Origin of the sequence: Streptomyces gardneri (assembly GCF_006539185.1) — a bacterium.
GTDB classification, from domain to species: domain Bacteria; phylum Actinomycetota; class Actinomycetes; order Streptomycetales; family Streptomycetaceae; genus Streptomyces; species Streptomyces gardneri.
The window spans coordinates 16,868-35,632 of sequence record NZ_BJMN01000015.1; the positions used below are offsets into that span (position 1 = coordinate 16,868).

The following is an 18,765-nucleotide window of genomic DNA, read 5'->3' on the forward strand; positions in this document are numbered from 1 at the left end:
GAAGTGCTCCGGCCGCCCACCGCGCTGCAGCAGGTCCGTCCGGTGCGACCTGCCGGAATCACCCGTTCACTCCACTACGGTGGCCGGGTGGGCAGGGTGGGCGTTGCATGGTAGGCAGCGCAGTCCACCCGTCTCGTCGAATGGGCGTTCACACAGTGGTCGGTGAGGATCATCCGGACAGCCGGTCCGTCCCCGAGGGGCTGGGGGACGCCGTGCTGGACGCGCTGTTCTCCCAGTCGCCCGTGGGCCTGCACGTGTACGACCAGGAACTGCGTCTGATGCGGGTGAACACGGCCGCTCGGCTGATACGGAAGTTCCCTATCGACCGGTTGCTCGGCCGTACGCTCCCGGAGCTCCTGCGATCCTTCGACATCACCGACCCCGCTGCCGTGGAACGGGCCGCCCACCGGGTGCTGGAGACCGGCGTGCCCGAGCTCGATCTGACCGTCCGTTTTCGCGACCGTCGTGTCCCCCCGGTCGAAACCGTCTCCTCGGTGTCCGTGTTCCGCCTGCAGCGGGCCGACGGCACGGTGCTGGGTCTGGCCGCCGCGCTCACCGACATCACCGCCCGGGTGCGGGCCGAGGCGGAGGTGCGCCTGCAGAACGAGGCGGCTGCCCGGATCGGAACAACGCTCGACATCTTCCGTACGGCGGCCGAGTTCTGCGAGGTCGTCTCCCCGGCCCTGGCCGACACCGTGACCGTCGACGTCTACGACGTCGTCCTGGGTGGCCGGGCTCCCACCGCGGACGCTCTCGACCGTGATCAGACGGTTCGACGCGTGGGGTACCGCTCGGTCGCCGGACCGGACGAGCAGGGAGTCCCCGCCGTCGGCGAGGTGGACGTGTACCCGCCCGGTACGCCCTACCGAACCGTCCTGGACACCCTGGCCCCCAAGCTGATCCGACGGCTGCGCCCGGACGGCGGCCACTGGCTCGATCCCCGGCGTCGGCGAGATGCCCGGATCCTGAGCTCGCGGGCTCATTCCATGCTGCTGGTTCCGATCCGAGCGCGGGGTGTGGTGCTCGGCCTGGCCTGCTTCTACCGCTGGCGCGATCCGGCCCCGTTCGACCGCCGGCACCTGAGGCTCGCGCAGCAGCTCACCACGCACGCGGGCCAGTGCCTGGACAACGCTCGCCTCTACGGGCGTGAGCGCTCCGCCGCCCGCATCCTGTCCGGCGGTTTCGCCTACGCGCAGGCGTCCGCGGTCACGGCCGTCGAACTGGCCCGCACCCACCTGCCGGCCGGCACGGGCGGCGGCTGGTCCCACGCCATCGCCCTCTCCGGATCCAGGGTCGCCCTCGTGGCCGGGGACACCACTTCCGGGACGTCACGTCCAGCGGCGATGAGTGAGCTGCGCGCGGCGATCGAGGCACTGGCCGACCTCGACCTGCCGCCGGACGACATCCTCCAGCGCCTTCACGACCTCGCCAGTCGCCCGAGCACCCCGCTGGACCCAGCTGAACCCGGTGTCGGTGAGGGTACGCCCGCCACCTGCCTCTGCCTCGTCTACGATCCGGTCTCCCGCCTGTGCACCGCGGCGAGCGCGGGACATCCGTCGCCGGTTCTGGTGCATCCGGGCGGAGCCGTCGAACTGCTCGACGTCGCGGCAGGGCCACCACTCGGGCAGGGCCTCGCGGAGTACGCGCTCACGAAACGCGTCCTGCCCGAAGGGAGCACCCTGCTGATCTGCAACACCGCCCTGCTGACCGCGGCCGGTGGCCGGGAGTCGATGCTGAGCCGGCTGACCGACCTGTTCGCAGAACCGCAGCCCTCTCTTCAGGCCGCGTGCGACAGCTGCGCCGACGCTCTCGCGCCCAAGCAGCCGTCTCGCGACGCCTACCTGTTGCTGGCCCGCACCCGCACGTTGGACGACTCCCGGACGAAGGCGTGGACCTTTCCCAACAGCCCGGAGAGCGCCGGGCAGGCTCGTAGGAGTGCCGTGAACCAACTCGCGGAATGGGGACTGGCCCAGGACGTCATCGACGACACCGCCCTCGTCGTCAGCGAGCTGGTCACCAACTCCGTGCGCTACGCGAAGGGGCCGATCCAGTTGCGCCTCATCCGCGACGGCACGCTCGTGTGCGAGGTCACCGACGACAGCAGCGCCAGTCCGCACCTGCGCCGCGCCCTGGAAACGGACGAGCACGGCCGGGGCCTGTTCATCACCGCCCACCTCACCCAGCGCTGGGGCGTGAGGCCCTCAGGCCGAGGCAAGACCCTCTGGGCGTCACGAACCCTCCCCACGCCTCCGGCCTTGGGTCGCGGCCCTGCCGCCGAGGAGTGACCGTCGGGCCACGCGTGGCGCACCGCGTCGACCGGCCCGCGCTGCGCGCCGCGCGCTTGAAGTCGTCCGGCCGCGAAGGCGGCTGTGGCGGTGAGGACGGTGGCGGGTACGACGACGAGCGCGGCTGCGACGGTTGGATCCATGAGGGGATCATGCCGCGCGCAGGCCCCGCAGCATCGTGGGCGAAACGGGGTTCGACATCGCGGCCGGGCCGCCCCGGGTCGCTGGGGCCGGGGGCGGCAGGCGGTGAGATCAGGTCAGGGCTTTGCGGACGGCGGCTTCGACCAGAGTGGCGGTGTTGGCATGGCCGGCGGCGTTGGGGTGTACGAGCGTGGCTCGGTTGCCCTCGGAGCACTTCAGGGTGAGCCGCACGGGGTCCTGACCGAGGGTGAGGTCGGTGGGCCAGTACGGGCCGGCCTGGCCGCAGACTCCCTCGACCCACTTCGTGGCGCGGGGCTGGCAGGCGTCGTAGCCGACGCTGGAGGCGGCGACGTCGACGTAGGTGTATCCGTAATCGACGAGGTCCGTGGCGTCATCGATGATCGCGTTGAGCTCGGTGTTCACCTCACCCAGCCAGGCGATGTACCCGTGGGTGGCCGAGAGTCGGGTCTCGGCGTCCTTGATGTCGGCCGCCAGCTCGGTGGTGTCCTGGCGGTCACACGTGGTGGCGTCCGACGGGACGATCGTGGGGTAGCCGACCGTGATGACCTTGGCGTTGGGCGCCTTCTCGTGCACGGCCTCCAGCATGGCGACGTACTCCCGGAAGACCCGCTGGAACTTGTCGCGGATCGACTCGGGGTCAAGGATGAAGTCGCCCCTATCGTAGGCGTCCCTGCAGGGGGTGGCGTCGTCCTCCTGGCCGGTGCCGAAGAGCAGGCAGGACGTGAGGATCTTACCGAAGGGCAGGCTGTTGCCGCCGACGCCGATCGTGACCACGTCGGTACTCGCGCTCAGCTGGGCGCGGTCGATTTTTTTGGGGGGGGCCACGGAGGGCCAGCCGTCCGCGGGGGGCTGCACCGGGCTGATGGGGGTCTGCCGGGCGGTGGCGATCTCGGCGATGGTGGCGGCGCCGCAGCTGAAGTCGGTCAGCCTCACCGTGCGGCCCGCCGGCGGCTCGGCCGCGAGCTTGGTCTCGACGAGGTTCGGGTAGGCGCCCGTCGTGCGGTCGCATCCATCCCGGTCCGCGCTGCCGAGCTCCGGACGGGGTGCGCCGACGAACACGCCGGCCGTGTACGAGTCGCCGAGCGCCGCCCACTCCACCGGCTCCGGCGCCGCCGAAGCCGCGCCGCCCGGTACGGCGGCCGCGAGGGTCAGCGCGGTGAGCGGGTGAGCGCGACCCTGCGCGCGAAGGGTGTCTTGAGGTGGAACACGTAGCCTCCTGAGAGCAGGAAACAAACCAAGGGGTCTATAACGCTCCGTCATTCACTCCACCGTGTCCGGAGCCATATGTGGATCGCCGCGACCGTGACGGTGCCGTGGAAGACGTAGGCCCTCTTGTCGTAACGGGTGGCGACGGCCCGGGAGTTCTTGAGGCGGTTGATCGTCCGCTCGACCTCGTTGCGGCGTTTGTGGATCTCGCTGTCGAAGCCGGTGGGCCGGCCGCCCTTGCTGGGGACCAGTTCGCGTTCGTCCAGACACCCCAGCGCCCGGACATCTTCGTCTGGGAGCATGAGACCGCCAGCTGCCGGTGGGTGGCAGGAGACCTGATGGACTGGCTGTTCCGTTCACTCTCCGAGGGCGGCGACGACTGGTACCGGTAGGTCGTCAGTGTGCTCCCGGGATGCTGACCGGACGGCTCTGCCGCTGTGGTGATGGTGCCGTGGAAGATGTAGGCACCGCCGACCTCACGTCGAGCGGGTCCGTTCAGCTGACCGCAAACGGCACAGGATCTAGTCCCAGCTTGCTCCGGCATGAGCCGACGGCCCGCGTGACCCAGGCGGTCACGGCGTCGCGATCTGCCGCGATCGCGTGAAGCTCACGCGTCTTCTCCTGGGCTTCGACCATCCACGGGGCCAGCGCGTCCTCTCGAAGGACTCGTTCGAAGTGATCGCGGGCCGTGTCCGGGTCCCCAACCAGGGCGGCTGCGATCCCGGCGTCGAAGCTGTCCCAGAGGGATCCCCGCCGCACCGGCCTGGACGTCAGGTATCGGGCGACATCCGGCAGAGCCGGGAACCTCTCTCTCAGCGCGGTCACGTTCGCAGCCGCCTGCCGACTGAGTTCGAGTGCCAGCCGCGTGAACTGGTCCTCGGTGCGGAACAGCTCGGAGCCGACCCGGACTGCCTCCACGTGGAAGGCCAGGTGGTCCGCGTCGTGCCACAGCCACATCGCACCGACGTGCAGACCACTGCCGGCAATCCGCGACGGGGTGAACTCCACAACCCCGAGCCACCACCCGTGATCATCAATCCACAGCCGCGACCGCCCGCGCTGGGCCAGGCCGAGCGGCTTCAGGGACTCCCGTGCCGCCGAGGTGATGATCCGGAGCACCGGACTGCGAGGGGCCGGCCGGATCAGGAGATCTGATCCGGCCGGCCCCGGCCCTGGGCACCGCCCTCCGGTGCCGTCAGTCGCTGTAGACGCCGACCTCGTGGAGTGAGTAGCCCCACTGGGTGCCGCGCACCAGCCCCTGGATCCGTACGTAGCGTGCCGGGGTTCCGGCGAACCGTGCCGTGTCCAGACCGCCGTCACCGGCGGTCGTGGACCAGGCGGTCTGCCAGTTCGAGCCGTCGGTCGACAGGTCGATGCGGTACGACTTTCCGTACGCCGCCTCCCAGTCGAGGGTGATGCGCTTGACCAGGTTGGCGGACCCGACGTCGATCTGCAGCCACTGGTTGTTGTTCCACTCGCTGGCCCAGCGGGTGCCCTTGTTGCCGTCCACGGCCCGGCCGGGTGCGAAGCTGACGAAGGGGTTCCACCATTCCGACGTGGACGCCCAGGCGGCCGCGCCCGAGGCGAGGTTCACCCCGGACTTGTGCTTCTCGGAGTTCCCCCAGGTGCGGAGGTAGGACTCGGCGCCCGCGAAGAGGTCGTCCACGACCTCTTGGCCGCCGACGATCCGGATGTCCTCGATCCAGTCCGGGACCATGCCGTAGTGCGCCGCGCCGTTGGTGTTGAAGTCCCAAGTGCGCTCGCCGGTGGTCTGCTTGTCGATCACCGAGCCGCCGTCCGTGCTGCGGAAGGGGTACTTCACCGGGTTCGAGGTGTCCCCGCCCCGTGGGCCCGGCCAGCCGCCGACACCGTTCATGTCGGTGCCGTAGCCGTAGCCGACCCCGTACTTCTCGCGCAGCGCGTCCGTGCGCTTGGCCTCCGCGCTGAACGCCTCGGAGCCGCTCATGTACTGGCCGATGAACCCGCCGAGCTTGTAGAGCCGCTCGGTCCAGCCCAGGTCCATCCAGCTGTGCGAGGAGATGATGCCCGGGTACGACTCGGATTCGAGGATGTCGAAGGCCTGCCCTGCGGCCTTGACGCTCATGTGGTCGATCTCCAGCATCATCTTGCGTTTCATCATGCCGCGCACCGCGTACTCACCCAGGGCGGTCAGCCCGCGGGTGTTGCACTGTGCGCCCGAGGCGTACGTGGGGACTTCCTCCCCGGCCGGCAGCTGCTTCTCCGCCTCCGGCGCGACCGCGTTGCCGATGGGGTTGTCGTGTTGCGGCCCGCGACAGGTCTCGGTCTTCCAGTAGGTGCCGGTCGACAGGAACTGGCCCACGTTGATGGCCGTACCGAGGGCGCCGGAGTCGAAGCGAACCCCGCACAGGGCGTTGTCGAACTTGTGGCACAGGAACATGCTGCGCACGCCCAGCTTGTGCAGCTCGTCCAGGCCGCGGTCGATGTCCGCCTGGGAGCACTGCGCTACGTCCAGGATCTGCTTGCAGCCGAACGGCTCGGAGGTCTCGACGCCCAGGACGACGGCGAGCTTGCCCTGCTCGATGACCTCGCGGGCCTGCGCGCTGTCAGTGACGATGCGGAACCAGCCCTTGCCCGGGCCGCCGTACATCTTGTCAATGTAGGCCTGCATGTCGTACGTCTTCTGTGCCTCGAGACGTATGGCGGTCATCTCGTCGCAGCCGCGGTCCTTGAAGAAGTAGACCGAGCAGATCACGCCGTTGGTGACCAGGTCGTTGACCAGCACCCGCTGGCCGCCGCGCCAGGCCCGCTCGATCCAGGCATAGTAGTTCTGCTGGTGGGTCAGCGAGTCGTGGGCGGGCCAGTCCTTGAACGTCGGCCACCCGTTGGGGTCATGCTTGCCGTCCCCGCCCTTGGTGATGAAGTCGAAGATGGCGAGCGTGCCGTCGGGGTAGTGCTCGGGGCAGTCCTTCAGCGCGTCGGCGACGCCCTGCTCCGAGAACGGCTTGCCGCAGATCAGCCGGCCGCCGAAGCCCTCGTTGGACATGATGTGGTCGTGGGCGTCGACGAAGCCCCGTACGCGCCCCTGGGCGTCGGTGCCCTTGAAGGGCTCGCCCGTGACGTTGATCTGGGAGTCGGGTGCGGGTCGCGCGGCCGGGGTCCACCAGTCGGACTCGGCCGCGGAGCTGGGCATCGGGCTGATGACCAGGGTCATCACGGCGAGCAGCAGTGACACCACCGTGAGGGATCTGAGTCTGCGGCTCGGAGGTCGCACCATGGCCATCACCATCACTCACCTTGGTTGACATGCTCATTGAGGTTACTGGCGAGTTGAGAGTCGCGACCGGCGACAGTGAAGTCAATAGTCCGGGACAACTGACCTGATGCTCCGCGCAAGTTCACCACGCACCAAGCCCATGAGGTGCGGAAGGGCAAACGGTGGCCGGAGCGAGGTCAGACCCCGCATCACCCCGGTCGCGGCGGTGGCGGCGCGGGAAGAAGTTGAGGATTGTTCACTTTTCCATTGACAGGGTGGTCGCTGGGGTCCGAAAGTTCCGTGAGTAACACGCCCGGCAGCGCCTCCCCGCACCCGTGTCGGGGATCCGCGCCCCCCGACCGAAGCGAGTCCGCATGACAGCGCCCGTACCTGAGTTCCCGGCCGGCTTCCTCTGGGGAGTCTCCGCCTCCGCCTTCCAGATCGAGGGCTCGCCCACGGCCGACGGCCGGGGCCCCTCCTCCTGGGATGCCTTCACCAGGGAGCAGGGACGCATCAAGGACGGCTCGCACGCGGAGGTGGCCACCGACCACTACCGCCGCTACCGCGAGGACGTGGCGCTGATGAGTGAACTCGGCGTGGACGCCTACCGGTTCTCGGTCTCCTGGTCCCGCGTCCTGCCCGACGGGCACGGTCAGTTCAACCGCGCCGGGCTGGACTTCTACGACCGGCTCGTCGACGAGCTGTGCGCCGCGGGGATCGCCCCGGTGCCCACCCTCTTCCACTGGGACACCCCGCTCGCCCTGGAGGAGCGTGGAGGCTGGCTGGAGCGCGACACCGCAGAGCGGTTCGCCGCGTACGCCTCGGTGGTCGCGGAGCGCCTCGCCGACCGCATCCCGATGTGGATCACCATCAACGAGCCCGCCGAGGTCACCCTCCTCGGATACGGACTGGGCGAACACGCCCCCGGCAAGGAGCTCGTGTTCGACGCCCTGCCCGCCGCCCACCACCAGCTCCTGGCTCACGGTCTTGGCGTACAGGCCCTTCGCGCGGCGGGTGCCCGCCAGATCGGCATAGCCGCCTCGCACAGCCCCGTCTGGACCGCCGGCGACAGCGACGAGGACCGTGCCGCCGCCGAGTTGTACGACACGCTCACCAACCGCCTCTTCGCCGACCCGATCCTGACCGGCGCCTACCCGGACGGCCTGGATTCCCTCCTGCCCGGCCCGGTGGCGGAGGACCTCAAGACGATCTCGGCCCCGCTGGACTGGTACGGGGTCAACTACTACAACCCGATGCTCGTCGGCGCGCCGACGCCGGCCGGCGCCTCCGCCTTCGGCGGAATCGAGATCCCCTCCGGACTCCCCTTCGCCATCCGGGAGATCGAGGGGTACGAACGCACCGACTTCGACTGGCCGGTGGTTCCGGACGGACTGCGCGAGCTGCTCGGCACGCTGCGCGAGCGCTATGGTGACCGGCTGCCGCCCCTGTACATCACCGAGAACGGCTGCTCGTACGGCGACGGGCCGGACTCCGGCACCGGCAGGGTCGAGGACGCGCGCCGGATCGCGTACCACGACGGCCACGTACGAGCGTTGCACCAGGCGATGGCCGAGGGGGCCGACGTACGCGGCTACTTCATCTGGTCGATCCTCGACAACTTCGAATGGGCGGAGGGTTACCGGCAGCGGTTCGGGCTCGTCCACGTCGACTACGAGACGCTGGCGCGGACGCCCAAGGAGTCCTACGCCTGGTACCGCGACCTGATCAAGAGCGGCAGATGACTGCCGAGCCGAAGGCCGCGGCAGCCGTGGAAGCGGGCGCTGCGCCCGGCGGCCGGTGGGTGAGCGCGCTGTCCCTCGCCAACCTCGGGGTGTGGGTCGGCTGGTTCGGCCCGCTGCAACTGCTCCTGGCGCGCCAGGCCGAGCAGCTCACCCCCGACCACAAGGCATCCACTCTCGCCCTGGTGACGGGATTGGGGGCGGCCGTCTCGATGGTCGCCAACCCCGTCTTCGGAGCGCTGTCCGATCGTACGACGGCGCGTGTGGGCCGTCGGATCCCGTGGGTGGTCGCCGGGGTGGTGGGCGGGGCCGCTGGCCTGGTGGTCCTTTCCCTGGCGACGAGCGTCACGGCCGTGATCGCGGGCTGGTGCCTGGTCCAGCTCGCCCTCAACGCGGCTTTCGCCGCACTCACCGCCGCCGTCCCCGACCAGGTCCGGCCCCGGTGGCGCGGCATGGTCGGCGGCTGGCTCGGCGTCTCCCAGGTCGTCGGCATCCTGGTCGGCACGGCGCTGGCCACGGTCGCGGGCGGGATCACCGCCGGCTACCTGGCCTGCGCGGGCTTCTCGGTACTCGCGGCCGTGCCGTACGTCCTGATGCGGCGCGACTCGACGCTCGCCCCCGCCGCCCGGCCGGCCTTCCGGTGGCGGACGTTCCTCGCCGGCTTCTGGATCGACCCGCGCCGCCACCCCGACTTCGGCTGGGCCTGGCTCACCCGGTTCCTGATGAACCTGTCGTACTCCATCAGCACGATGTACCTGCTGTACTACCTGACCGACGCGGTGCGCTACGAGGGCGACGCGGACACCGGCGTACTGATCCTCACGGCGCTCAACGCACTCACCCTGCTCTCCACGGTGGTGATCAGCGGCATCCGCTCCGACCGCAGCGGCCGCCGGAAGTCCTACGTCATCCGGTCGGGGCTGGTCATCGCCGCGGCCACGCTGCTGCTCGCCGTCTGGCAGACCTGGACCGGCGCGATCGTCGCCTCCCTCGTCCTCGGCCTCGGCTTCGGCGTGTACACAGCGGTGGACTTCGCTCTGCTCACGGACGTGCTGCCGACCGCGGAGGACCGAGGCAGGGACCTGGGCGTGATCAACATCGCCAATGCGCTGCCCCAGGTCCTGGCCCCGGTGATCGCGGCCCCGGTCGTCACCCACCTCGGCGGCTACGCAGCCCTCTACGCCCTCGCGGGCGGCCTGGCTCTCGCGGGCTCGATCCTGGTCCGCCGCATCCGCTCGGTGCTCTGAACAAGCCTTTGTTGGAAGGGTTCCGCTGCGCAGTACGGCCAGGACGATTACCTCGTCCTCCCTGGCGGCAGGATTCGCTATCGATGTGTCACGCGCCGGCAACGTGCGGATTCACTCATAGACGGTGGCGGCCTGAAGGGCTCTGGCCAGGAAGGTCCAGTCCCCTTCCTCGGGGAGCTGCTTCCCAAAGTTTCGATACCAGCCTGGCGAGTCGTCGATCCACGCCGCGAGGGCCTCAAGGAAGTGATCGAGGCTCTGGTTCTCCCACTCGTGTCCCCGGCGGAGGTAGTCCTGGCGCAGTTCTCGGACGAAGGCGACCAGCTCGTCTCGGCTACGGACCTCATCGTCTGGAGTAAGTGACATGGAGTGAAGGTACTTCCCTCCAGCGAGCACCTCCCCACTCTTGACGATCAACAGGAGCCTTGTTTCCAGGCCGTGATCATCGGCTGGACCGACGACTTCACTCTTCCAAGGTCAACGCGATCTGTTCAGTCGTCGGTTTCGGACGTGTTCCGAGGGTGGGTGGGGTAGATCGTGTGCCAGTGCTGGGCTGAGCGGACCAGGTCGTCGATGACGTGGAGGAGGAACTGGCTCGTGTTCTCCAGCCGGGCGCCGGCGGGGGTGGTGGTGCCGAGTTTCCGGGCTGCGGTCTTGCAAGCCTCGGCGATCTGGGTTTGGTTGCGTGCGCCGGCCATGATCGACTGGAACGCTACGTCGTCGTCGATGGCGTAGCGCTCGGCGCGGCTGTGGTCATCGCGTTCGCGTTTGACGAGCGCTTGGGTCTCCAGGTAGCCGATGGCCTTGGAGATGGAGGCGGGGCTGACGTGCAGGCGTCGCACGAGTTCCGCGGAGGTGAGGCTGCCGCTGTCGGTGGTGAACAGCGCGGCGAGCACCCTGGCCATCATCTGGGGGAGCCCGGCCTGAACCATCAGTTCCATGCTCTGTGTGTCCGCCTCTTCCACGAGGCGTGGATCGCGCCCGCCGGGGCCGGCCCGTCCTGGTGACGATGTCGGTGCAGTGGTCCTGCGCTGGCGTGTTGGTCGTGTGCCGGCCCGGTGGGCCGCATCGGCGCGGTAGTTGCGCGGCCCGCCGTTGCGCATCACTTCGCGGGTGACGGTGGAGGTGGGCCGCCCGACGAGGCGGCCGATGGCGGCGTAGGTCAGCTCCTCGCGCAGTCCCGCGGCGATCTGCAGTCGATCCTGGAGGGTGAGTCTGTCACCAGGCATCGGGTCTCCTCCGCTGTCGGCGTCGAGGCCAGCTTAATGCAACGCAACACCGTTGCATTAGGTGGCATAGGTCATGCAATGAAAGAGGTGCGTTGACCTGCAAATACGTTATTGCTTCACGCTGATGTGATTGACGATCTTGTGAATGCAACGTAACTTTCACTGAACTGTGAAGGTGTGAATGCCGCACCGGATCTCACTGGCGGGAGTGGAACCCCATGACTATTGATCTCGGTCGCCCCGCGGTCGCGGCGACTGCGGTACGCAAGGCGTACGGCGACCACGTGGTGCTCGACGGCATCGACCTCGACATCCCCGCGGGATCTGTCTTCGCGTTACTCGGCCCGAACGGTGCGGGCAAAACCACCGTGGTGCAGATCCTGTCCACGCTCATCCGTGCCGACGCCGGCGAAATGCGGGTCGCGGGCCACGACGTGGTCCGGGACCCGGACGCGGTCCGTGCCGCTATCGGTGTCACCGGCCAGTTCTCCGCGGTGGACGGCTTCCTCACCGGAGAGGAGAACCTGCTGTTGATGGCGGACCTGAACCGCCTGCCGCGCAAGGAACGGCGGCAGTCTGCCGCGGATCTGCTCGCGCGGTTGGATCTGATGGACGCGGCCCGGAAGCCTGCGGCGACGTACTCCGGCGGGATGCGCCGCCGCCTGGACCTCGCGATGACGCTGGTCGGCCGGCCTCGGGTGATCTTCCTCGACGAGCCGACCACCGGGCTGGACCCGCGCAGCAGGCGGACCATGTGGGAGATCATCCGCGGACTGGTGAACGACGAGGGCGTCACGATCCTCCTCACCACTCAATACCTGGAGGAGGCCGACCGACTCGCCGACCGGATCGCGGTCCTGCACCGGGGAAAGCTGGTGGCGGAGGGCTCGCCGGAGGAGCTCAAACGGCAGGTCGGCGGCGGCCATGTCACCCTGCGGTTCGCCGACCCACGCGGTTACGACCACGCGGCCCGGACGCTGGACGTGGTGTCCCGTAACGATGAGGCACGCACCCTGCAGATCCCCAGCCAGGGCGATGTCCGGTCGTTGCGCGCATTGCTGGACTGGCTCGACCACACCTCGCTCACCGTGGACGAACTGCAGGTCCACACCCCCGATCTCGATGACGTCTTCTTCGCCCTGACGGGTAACCCGGTCACGGAACAGGAGCCCGCCCGATGAGCAGCGTTTCCCGTACCGTTTCCCACGCCTGGGCCGACTCGGCGACCATGTTGCGCCGCCAGTTACGGCACATGCTGCGTTACCCGACGCTCATCCTGACGGCCGCCGGGGTTCCGGTGGTCTTCCTGTTGCTGTTCGTCTACGTTCTCGGAGGCATCCTCGGCACCGGCCTTGGCGGGCCGTCGGGCGGCCGCGATGCCTACGTGAACTACGTCGTCCCCGGCGTCATCCTGATGACTGTGGCGACCGCGGCCCAGGGCACGGCGATCTCGGTAGCCATCGACATGACCGAGGGCATCGTCGCCCGGTTCCGCACCATGGCCATCGCCCGGGTCTCGGTGCTCACCGGCCATGTGCTGGGCAGCCTGATCCAGACTCTGCTGAGCATCGCTGCCGTCATCGGGGTCGCGCTGCTGGTGGGGTTCGAGCCGACCGCGGACTTCGGCGAATGGCTCGGCGCGGTCGGTGTGCTCGTCATGACCATCCTCGCGCTCACCTGGCTGTCGGTCGCACTGGCCATGGTCGCCAAGAGCGTCGCCACCGCGAGCAACATGCTGACGCCGCTGATGATCCTGCCCATGATGGGCAGTGGGTTCGTCCCCACCGACTCGATGCCGGCCGGGCTGAAATGGTTCGCCGACTACCAGCCGTTCACCCCGTTCATCGAAACCCTGCGCGGGCTGTTGATGGGCACCCCGATCGACGACAGCGCAACCCTGACGATCGGTTGGTGCGCCCTCATCGCGCTGGGCGGCTACCTATGGGCCAAGAAGCTCTACAACCGCGAGCCCAACAAGTAACTGTCGTCGTCGTGCGGGCCCGTGAAGGGCAGGACGAGCGGGGATCCGAGGGGCTGACCGGGACGACACCCCGCTCTAAGATCATGCCCATGCCGACCTCCATTTCCTCCCTCCCGGTGCTCCGAGGTCGGGGCGGGGCCGTCCTGTCCGCCGAGAACATCGGACTTGTCCTCGACCTCCCGCGCGAGCAAGTCACCTTCACCCCCGACGGGCTGGGCCGGATACGCGCCGAGGGCCGCTCGGTCCTGATCGAACTGCGGGCGAGGGCCGGGGCGACGCCGCGCGTGCACCGCATCGACGACGTGGACGAGGCAGCGGCCACCGCCTTCGCCGACGGGGTCAACGCGATCCTGGCGAACCGGACGGACAACGACGACGTCGACGGGGCCCCGTTCGCCGTGGTCCGCTCGCTCGCCCCCACCTGGCGGACGAGGTTCCACCGCCGGATCCTGCGGGGCGCGATGGGACACCTGCTGGCGCTCGTCGTCCTCTGCGTGGTGGCCGGCTCACTGGGCAGGTGGGACCTGTTGCTCCTCACGGTCCCGATCGGCGGCTTCGCCTGGCTGGGCCTGTGGCTGGGCCTGTACGGGGTGATCCGCGCGCGGAGGGAACGCTGGCTGTACCGGTATGGCGTCATGGTGACCGCCACCCGGGCCACGATGACCCGAGGGGCGTACGTCTACCCGGACACGACCGGAACGTACCGTGGCTTCCTGCACGGCGAGGCCGGCCCCACGATCACCGTGGCCCACCCCCCGGAGGACCCGGCGGACGTGCTGGTGCCGGCATCGCCGTTCACGCACCTGGTGAACACCTACGCGGGCGCCGTCCTGGTCATCGGCTGCAGCGCCATGATCGTCCTCCACGCCGTGATGGCGGTGGACTTCCTCCTCGACGGCTAACCATGCACGAGCTCGTCGGCAACCACGTGTGACGACAGGCCGGCCGGGCACAACAGCGGGGCGCAAGAACCTCCGCGCGGAGCAGCCCGGACACCTCCACCACACCGAAGACCACCGCCGCGATCACCACCGACAAGCAGCGCCGAGAACCGCCGTGATCACAGCACTCGGGCCGCGCCTTCGGGACCAAGCCCGGCCCGTGCCCTAGTCGGCCGTGCTCCGGTTCGGGCACCATGAGCCGGGCGCGACCGGGGGCGTACGCGTGACCCGGGAGATTGTTGTTCGAGAACCGGGGGAGTGGCTGTGGGCAGGTTCAGGCGGGGCGGGCAGACGAACGGCATGGACGCTCAACGGCGGGTGCGACGCAGCCCGTTGCTCTTCACGGTGCCGATCGTGTTGCTCGTCCTGCTGACGGCGGTACTCGGCTGGGAAGCCGTCCGGGCCAACATGACGGCGGCCGCCCGCGCCGAATGGCCGTGGCGGCTGGAGCTCCTCGACATGGAGCCGCTCGGCAGCCTGCTCGCGGTCGCGGTCGGCGCGGTCCTCGCCCGAGCCCAGTACGCCCGCACCGTACGCCCGGCGCTGGGCTGGCGCGCCCACTGGACCACCGGCCACCTGCGGGGCGGCATACCCGAATGGCAGGTCGGGCTGCTCAACGGAGGCTCCCACACCGTGGTGATCGAGGCCTACGAGTGCCGGGCCGTCCTGCGCGGCCACGACCCGCAGCACGCCGCCCCGTGGACCGACGTCGAGGGCGTGGCCGAGGTGCTGACCGAGGCCGGGCTCACCGTCGGAGAGGACTTCCAGCTGATCACCATGGGCAACTTCCCCCTGGTGGGCACCGGTTCCTACGAGACGACGATGCTCGGGGCCTTCTCCCAGCGCTTCATCGACCAGGTCGAGGCCCTCCACCTCAAAGTCCGCGTCGTCGACGTCGTCGGGGACAGCCACGAGCGGATCCTCGACGCCCTGAAGGGCGCCCGCTCGACCTCGTATCAGCGCCCGACACCCTGACGCTCCAGCCAGCCCAGCACGTCCGGCAGTGCCAACTGGGCGGCGAAGTGACCGGCGTCCGGTACGAGGACAAGCTCGGCACCGGGGATCCGACCGGCCAACCAACGAGTGTGCGCCACGGGCGAGAACGCATCGTCGAGGCCGTGCCACAGCAGAACGGGCGAAGCGACCGAGGCGACATCGAAACCCCACGGGCGGACGAAGGCCAGGCAGTCGTCGAGCCAGCCGTGATGCGAGACCCGCAGAGCCTCCCGGTAGGTGTGCAGCAGCACCGTCCGCACCCGGGGGTCCTCGACCACCGGCAGGTCGTGCGGGGAGAGATCGGCACGCAGGTCGTCGAGGAGGCGTACCGGATCGCGCCGAAGGACGACGGCCCGATCAGCCAGGTCACGTTCGAGCCCACCCGGATCCCGCCCGTCCAGATGGGCAAGGGCCAGACCGTACTCGCGCACGTTGAACGGCGTCATACCCGCGTACCAGTCCAGACCGGCCGCATCCGGCGGAGCGAGCCCGACCAGGACGGCGGCCGCCCGGACCCGCTCCGGCAACAGCGCCGCGCACGCCAGCGCGTGCGGCCCCCCACCGGACCGGCCGACCACCGCGAACCGCTCGACGCCGAAGGCATCGGCGACAGCCGCCGCATCCCGAGCCGCGTCGGCGACCTGCCGTCCCGCAGCGCGCCCCGACTCCCCGTAACCGGGACGGTCGTAGGCGAGAAACCGGAAACCGGGGTGCTGCGCAGCGACCCCGGGCAACAGAGTGCCGAGCCGAGTACCGGGCGTCCCATGAAAGAGCATCACCGGAGCCCCCGAAGGGCTGCCCCATTCCTCGGCCATCAGGACCCGACCGTCATCGGTACGCACAAGGTGTCCCATACAAAGAGAGCCTAGGCCGAGACAGGGCCTTGGCGGCAGACATCGTCGGCACCGCAGGCACGCACACCCCCCCGTGCTCGGCCAGAGAGCGACGTCCCATCAGCAGTGGTGGCGATGCGTCCGGACAACCGGCACGACAAGCTCACGCGGGACAACCTCCTGGATCCGGAGGACCACCACCTGCTGAGGATCGAATCGGTCCAGAAACACCAGCGACAGGCATGGGTACCCACTCAAAGCGGACACCACGAGGCAAAGAAGCTGCGGCCGGCCGACACCGGCGTTCCTCCCGTGTCGCAGGAACGGCGAGCCCATGACATGGCTGTGGCGATCGGGTGAGGCGGGCACTCACGGCGTATCCAGCCACACCCCCGCGAGGTTGACCGTCCAGAATCTCACCAAGACGAGCAACTGAAAACCAACCGCGCGTCAGAGCCCCGACGCAGCGGCCCCGACCAGCGGCCCTTCCCACACCGGCGATGCACCAGAACGGAAGACCTCTGTGCCCCAGGGAAAACACGCGCCGCATTCCGTGCGGCATCCAGGGCCACACCCTAGGAACCAGCGACACTCCCGTAGCCGTCAAGGGTCGGCCAGATGACCACCGAGCCCCGCGCCACCCGCACGAGGCGGGCCCGGCCGGGCACCCACGCACTGGCGCTGGTGGCCGTGGTGACAGTGGCCGGGGCGCTGCTCTGCGGCCCAGCCGAACCAGAGGGCGCCAACCGTCGCGACGTTGCCGCGCACGCGGCAACAGCCCCGGCCGGCCAAGGTCGCATCCCGGCCGGCGGACGGGCGAAAGCAACCGCATCACCGGCCGCCCCCCAGACTCAGCTCCTGCGGGTGGTAACGCGAAACACGCTTCCCCACGATCCGCGAGCCTTCACCCAGGGCCTGGAATTCCGCGGAGCCACCCTCTACGAGAGCACAGGCCGGGTCGGCCAGTCCTCCCTGCGCGCGGGACCGCCGGGCAAGCGCCCCACCCGGTACGTCGAACTGCCGGCGCCCTTGTTCGGTGAGGGCATCACCCTGACCGGCTCCAAGCTGTGGCAGCTCACCTGGCGCAACGGCATCGCCATCGAGCGCAACCCCACCACACTCGCGGAACGTCGCCGAGTCAGCTACCAGGGCGAAGGCTGGGGCCTGTGCCACCAGCGCCACGCCGGACGGGAACGGCTGGTGATGAGCGACGGCACCGACCGGCTCACCTTCCGCGACCCCGACACCTTCACGGCGACAGGCGGCATCAACGTACGCCAGAACGGCCAGCCCGTCACACGGCTCAACGAACTGGAATGCACATCCGACGGCTTCGTCTACGCCAACGTGTACCCGACGGACACGATCCTGCGCATCGACCCGCACACCGGCACCGTCACCGCAAACATCGACGCCTCCGGACTCCTGACCGCACCCGAACGCCGCAGAGCCAAACAACTCAATGGCATCGCCGCCGTACCGGGAACCGACACGTTCCTGATCACCGGCAAACTCTGGCCTCGCATGTTCGAGGTCACCTTCGTCCCCAGATGAGCCGCCCGCCCACTCCCGCAGCCAGGCTTCCGTGGGGACAGCGGGCATCGCTCCTGCCGCCCGCCCCAGACCTCCTCGACCCGTCCGTGCTCGATGGCGGCCAGGCGACGAAGGCCCTGACGTTCTCCGCCCAGCCTGGATGGCCGCAGGCATCTCAGAGCGCGGGAGCGCAGCGAAAGGTGCGCTACCTCGCAGCGGAAGCTGCGCTGGTAGTACATGTCCTTGCCCGGTACGCCGGGCCGGCGTACGCGCTCGCTCTTGGGGATTGCCGTGGCGCCAGGCCGTCGGGAGCTCGTCTTCCGGCAGTCGGCATCGCCGTCCACGACTCCGGCACCGCCTCCCTTGCAGCAGTGGAGTCCGAGCCGGTGGCGCCCCTGCCTCTCCCTCCGTCGACGACAGCTGAGCCAGAGCCTGTGCCTGAGGTGTCGACGGCTGAGTCGGTCTACTACGAGAACTGCGACGCCGCACGGGCCGCTGGCGCTGCACCGCTACTGCTGGGGCAACCCGGATACCGGGCCGAGCTCGATCGGGACAGAGACGGCGTCGCCTGCGAGTGGTAGGTCGGACATCAACGGGTGCTGGCCAGTCCGCGCCAGGGAACGCGGTGGCTGATGTCAGGTGATCCTGCCTTGCAGTAGGCGGCCTTGATGGCCTCGACGATCCGGGTGCCCGTGGCCTCATCCACTTGGACGGCTCCCTTCGGCGGCGCCCTCGCCACCACCCTGGTCGCCGCCTTCGAGCTGCGCTACCGCCACGTCTGCACGGCATGCGATGACGCCGGCTGACCGCCACAACGGCCTGAGCCGGGCCGGGCCCGCCGGGGGACGGCCCGATCCGCCGCCCCTTCCTCCGCCCGGCCGTACGCCGGGCATAGGACCCGTGTCGTACCCCCGTGGTACTCATGTCCCATGAGTCAGTTCCGCGACTTCAACCTCAAGCTGCTCGTCATCGAGGAGCTCATGTACGGTCCCGAGCCGCTTCTCCCGGTCTACGACCTGCCCGCGCGGCTGGCCGCCCGGGGGATCGGCGACCCCGCGTCCTACGTCCTGGAGAACGGTCTCCACGCGGAGGCACTGCCGGAGTCCCGGGCCCATTTCGAGGCCCTGGAGATCCCGGCCGAGCTGCTCGCCCGCGTCGAGGAGCTGTGCTTCGACGCCGGGGCGAACGTCTTCTGGCACTGCGCCCCCGCCTGGGACGGCGAGGACGACCTGTTCGACGTCCGCTCGCTCGACGACCTCGCCCTGTTGCCCAATCTGCGGGAGGTCACCTTCGTGCAGGACGGCGTCCTGGCGGTGCCGGACGCGGCGGAGGTCTTTGCCGCTCGCGGCATCGACACCGACTGAGCCCCGGCCCCCGTTCG

The 18,765-nt window shown here is 69.4% G+C and carries 16 protein-coding genes and 1 pseudogene; 10 read left to right on the plus strand and 7 right to left on the minus strand.

What is annotated here, in order from left to right:
* The first annotated feature begins 140 nt into the window (after positions 1 to 140).
* Positions 141 to 2,285, plus strand: coding sequence for a SpoIIE family protein phosphatase (locus SGA01_RS12980; protein ID WP_167534075.1), 2,145 nt, complete (start codon positions 141 to 143; stop codon positions 2,283 to 2,285).
* 252 nt (positions 2,286 to 2,537) lie between these two features.
* On the opposite strand, the gene SGA01_RS12985 is transcribed toward SGA01_RS12980, so the two are convergent.
* The 4 genes and pseudogenes from SGA01_RS12985 to SGA01_RS13000 all read right to left on the minus strand — a co-directional run bounded on the left by SGA01_RS12985 (position 2,538) and on the right by SGA01_RS13000 (position 6,909).
* The gene (locus SGA01_RS12985) at positions 2,538 to 3,545 is read right to left on the minus strand and encodes an SGNH/GDSL hydrolase family protein (RefSeq protein WP_229918435.1); all 1,008 of its coding nucleotides are present in this window, start codon (positions 3,543 to 3,545) and stop codon (positions 2,538 to 2,540) included.
* A gap of 158 nt (positions 3,546 to 3,703) precedes the next feature.
* Positions 3,704 to 3,892 (minus strand): annotated as a pseudogene (locus SGA01_RS12990) (IS5/IS1182 family transposase); the annotation flags it as partial.
* A 256-nt stretch (positions 3,893 to 4,148) separates the two neighbouring features.
* Complete coding sequence (locus tag SGA01_RS12995; RefSeq protein WP_141296684.1) at positions 4,149 to 4,772, minus strand: hypothetical protein; 624 nt, start codon at positions 4,770 to 4,772, stop codon at positions 4,149 to 4,151.
* Between the two features lie 76 nt (positions 4,773 to 4,848).
* Entirely contained in the window at positions 4,849 to 6,909 is a 2,061-nt protein-coding gene (locus SGA01_RS13000; protein WP_371866026.1) for a galactose-binding domain-containing protein, read from the minus strand.
* Between the two features lie 353 nt (positions 6,910 to 7,262).
* Between SGA01_RS13000 and SGA01_RS13005 the strand changes: the two genes are divergently transcribed.
* Together SGA01_RS13005 and SGA01_RS13010 are read left to right on the plus strand one after the other, a co-directional pair.
* Positions 7,263 to 8,630, plus strand: a complete 1,368-nt coding sequence (locus SGA01_RS13005; RefSeq protein ID WP_141296685.1) for a GH1 family beta-glucosidase — start codon at positions 7,263 to 7,265, stop codon at positions 8,628 to 8,630.
* Entirely contained in the window at positions 8,627 to 9,874 is a 1,248-nt protein-coding gene (locus SGA01_RS13010; protein WP_141296686.1) for an MFS transporter, read from the plus strand. The genes SGA01_RS13005 and SGA01_RS13010 overlap by 4 nt, the downstream gene beginning before the upstream one ends.
* A gap of 111 nt (positions 9,875 to 9,985) precedes the next feature.
* On the opposite strand, the gene SGA01_RS13015 is transcribed toward SGA01_RS13010, so the two are convergent.
* Together SGA01_RS13015 and SGA01_RS13020 are read right to left on the minus strand one after the other, a co-directional pair.
* The gene (locus SGA01_RS13015) at positions 9,986 to 10,288 is read right to left on the minus strand and encodes a DUF7660 family protein (RefSeq protein WP_229918434.1); all 303 of its coding nucleotides are present in this window, start codon (positions 10,286 to 10,288) and stop codon (positions 9,986 to 9,988) included.
* A 74-nt stretch (positions 10,289 to 10,362) separates the two neighbouring features.
* Positions 10,363 to 11,100 carry a GbsR/MarR family transcriptional regulator gene (locus SGA01_RS13020; RefSeq protein WP_141296687.1) on the minus strand — a complete coding sequence of 246 codons (738 nt, stop codon included), beginning with the start codon at positions 11,098 to 11,100 and terminating at the stop codon, positions 10,363 to 10,365.
* Between the two features lie 218 nt (positions 11,101 to 11,318).
* On the opposite strand from SGA01_RS13020, the gene SGA01_RS13025 reads away from it, so the two are divergent.
* From SGA01_RS13025 to SGA01_RS13040, 4 genes are all read left to right on the plus strand, one after another.
* Positions 11,319 to 12,281, plus strand: coding sequence for an ATP-binding cassette domain-containing protein (locus SGA01_RS13025; RefSeq protein WP_141296688.1), 963 nt, complete (start codon positions 11,319 to 11,321; stop codon positions 12,279 to 12,281).
* Positions 12,278 to 13,081 (plus strand): ABC transporter permease, encoded by an 804-nt coding sequence (locus SGA01_RS13030; RefSeq protein ID WP_141296689.1) that lies wholly within the window; start codon positions 12,278 to 12,280, stop codon positions 13,079 to 13,081. Before SGA01_RS13025 ends, SGA01_RS13030 begins: the two co-directional genes overlap by 4 nt.
* 89 nt (positions 13,082 to 13,170) lie before the next feature.
* Positions 13,171 to 13,983 (plus strand): hypothetical protein, encoded by an 813-nt coding sequence (locus SGA01_RS13035; RefSeq protein ID WP_141296690.1) that lies wholly within the window; start codon positions 13,171 to 13,173, stop codon positions 13,981 to 13,983.
* Positions 13,984 to 14,376: 393 nt separating this feature from the next.
* The gene (locus SGA01_RS13040; protein ID WP_229918433.1) at positions 14,377 to 14,997 is read left to right on the plus strand and encodes a hypothetical protein; all 621 of its coding nucleotides are present in this window, start codon (positions 14,377 to 14,379) and stop codon (positions 14,995 to 14,997) included.
* On the opposite strand, the gene SGA01_RS13045 is transcribed toward SGA01_RS13040, so the two are convergent.
* A complete protein-coding gene (locus SGA01_RS13045; protein ID WP_141296692.1) occupies positions 14,979 to 15,872 on the minus strand; it encodes an alpha/beta fold hydrolase in 894 nt (297 codons plus the stop codon). The two genes, SGA01_RS13040 and SGA01_RS13045, sit on opposite strands and share 19 nt — an antisense overlap.
* Before the next feature lie 597 nt (positions 15,873 to 16,469).
* Here SGA01_RS13045 and SGA01_RS13055 point away from each other — a divergent pair.
* The 3 genes from SGA01_RS13055 (at position 16,470) to SGA01_RS13065 (ending at position 18,748) form a co-directional block, all read left to right on the plus strand.
* Positions 16,470 to 17,405 carry a glutaminyl-peptide cyclotransferase gene (locus SGA01_RS13055; protein ID WP_141296694.1) on the plus strand — a complete coding sequence of 312 codons (936 nt, stop codon included), beginning with the start codon at positions 16,470 to 16,472 and terminating at the stop codon, positions 17,403 to 17,405.
* Positions 17,402 to 17,965 (plus strand): excalibur calcium-binding domain-containing protein, encoded by a 564-nt coding sequence (locus SGA01_RS42665; protein ID WP_218037828.1) that lies wholly within the window; start codon positions 17,402 to 17,404, stop codon positions 17,963 to 17,965. Before SGA01_RS13055 ends, SGA01_RS42665 begins: the two co-directional genes overlap by 4 nt.
* A gap of 348 nt (positions 17,966 to 18,313) precedes the next feature.
* Positions 18,314 to 18,748, plus strand: a complete 435-nt coding sequence (locus SGA01_RS13065) for a DUF6892 domain-containing protein (protein ID WP_141296695.1) — start codon at positions 18,314 to 18,316, stop codon at positions 18,746 to 18,748.
* The last annotated feature ends 17 nt before the right edge of the window (positions 18,749 to 18,765 follow it).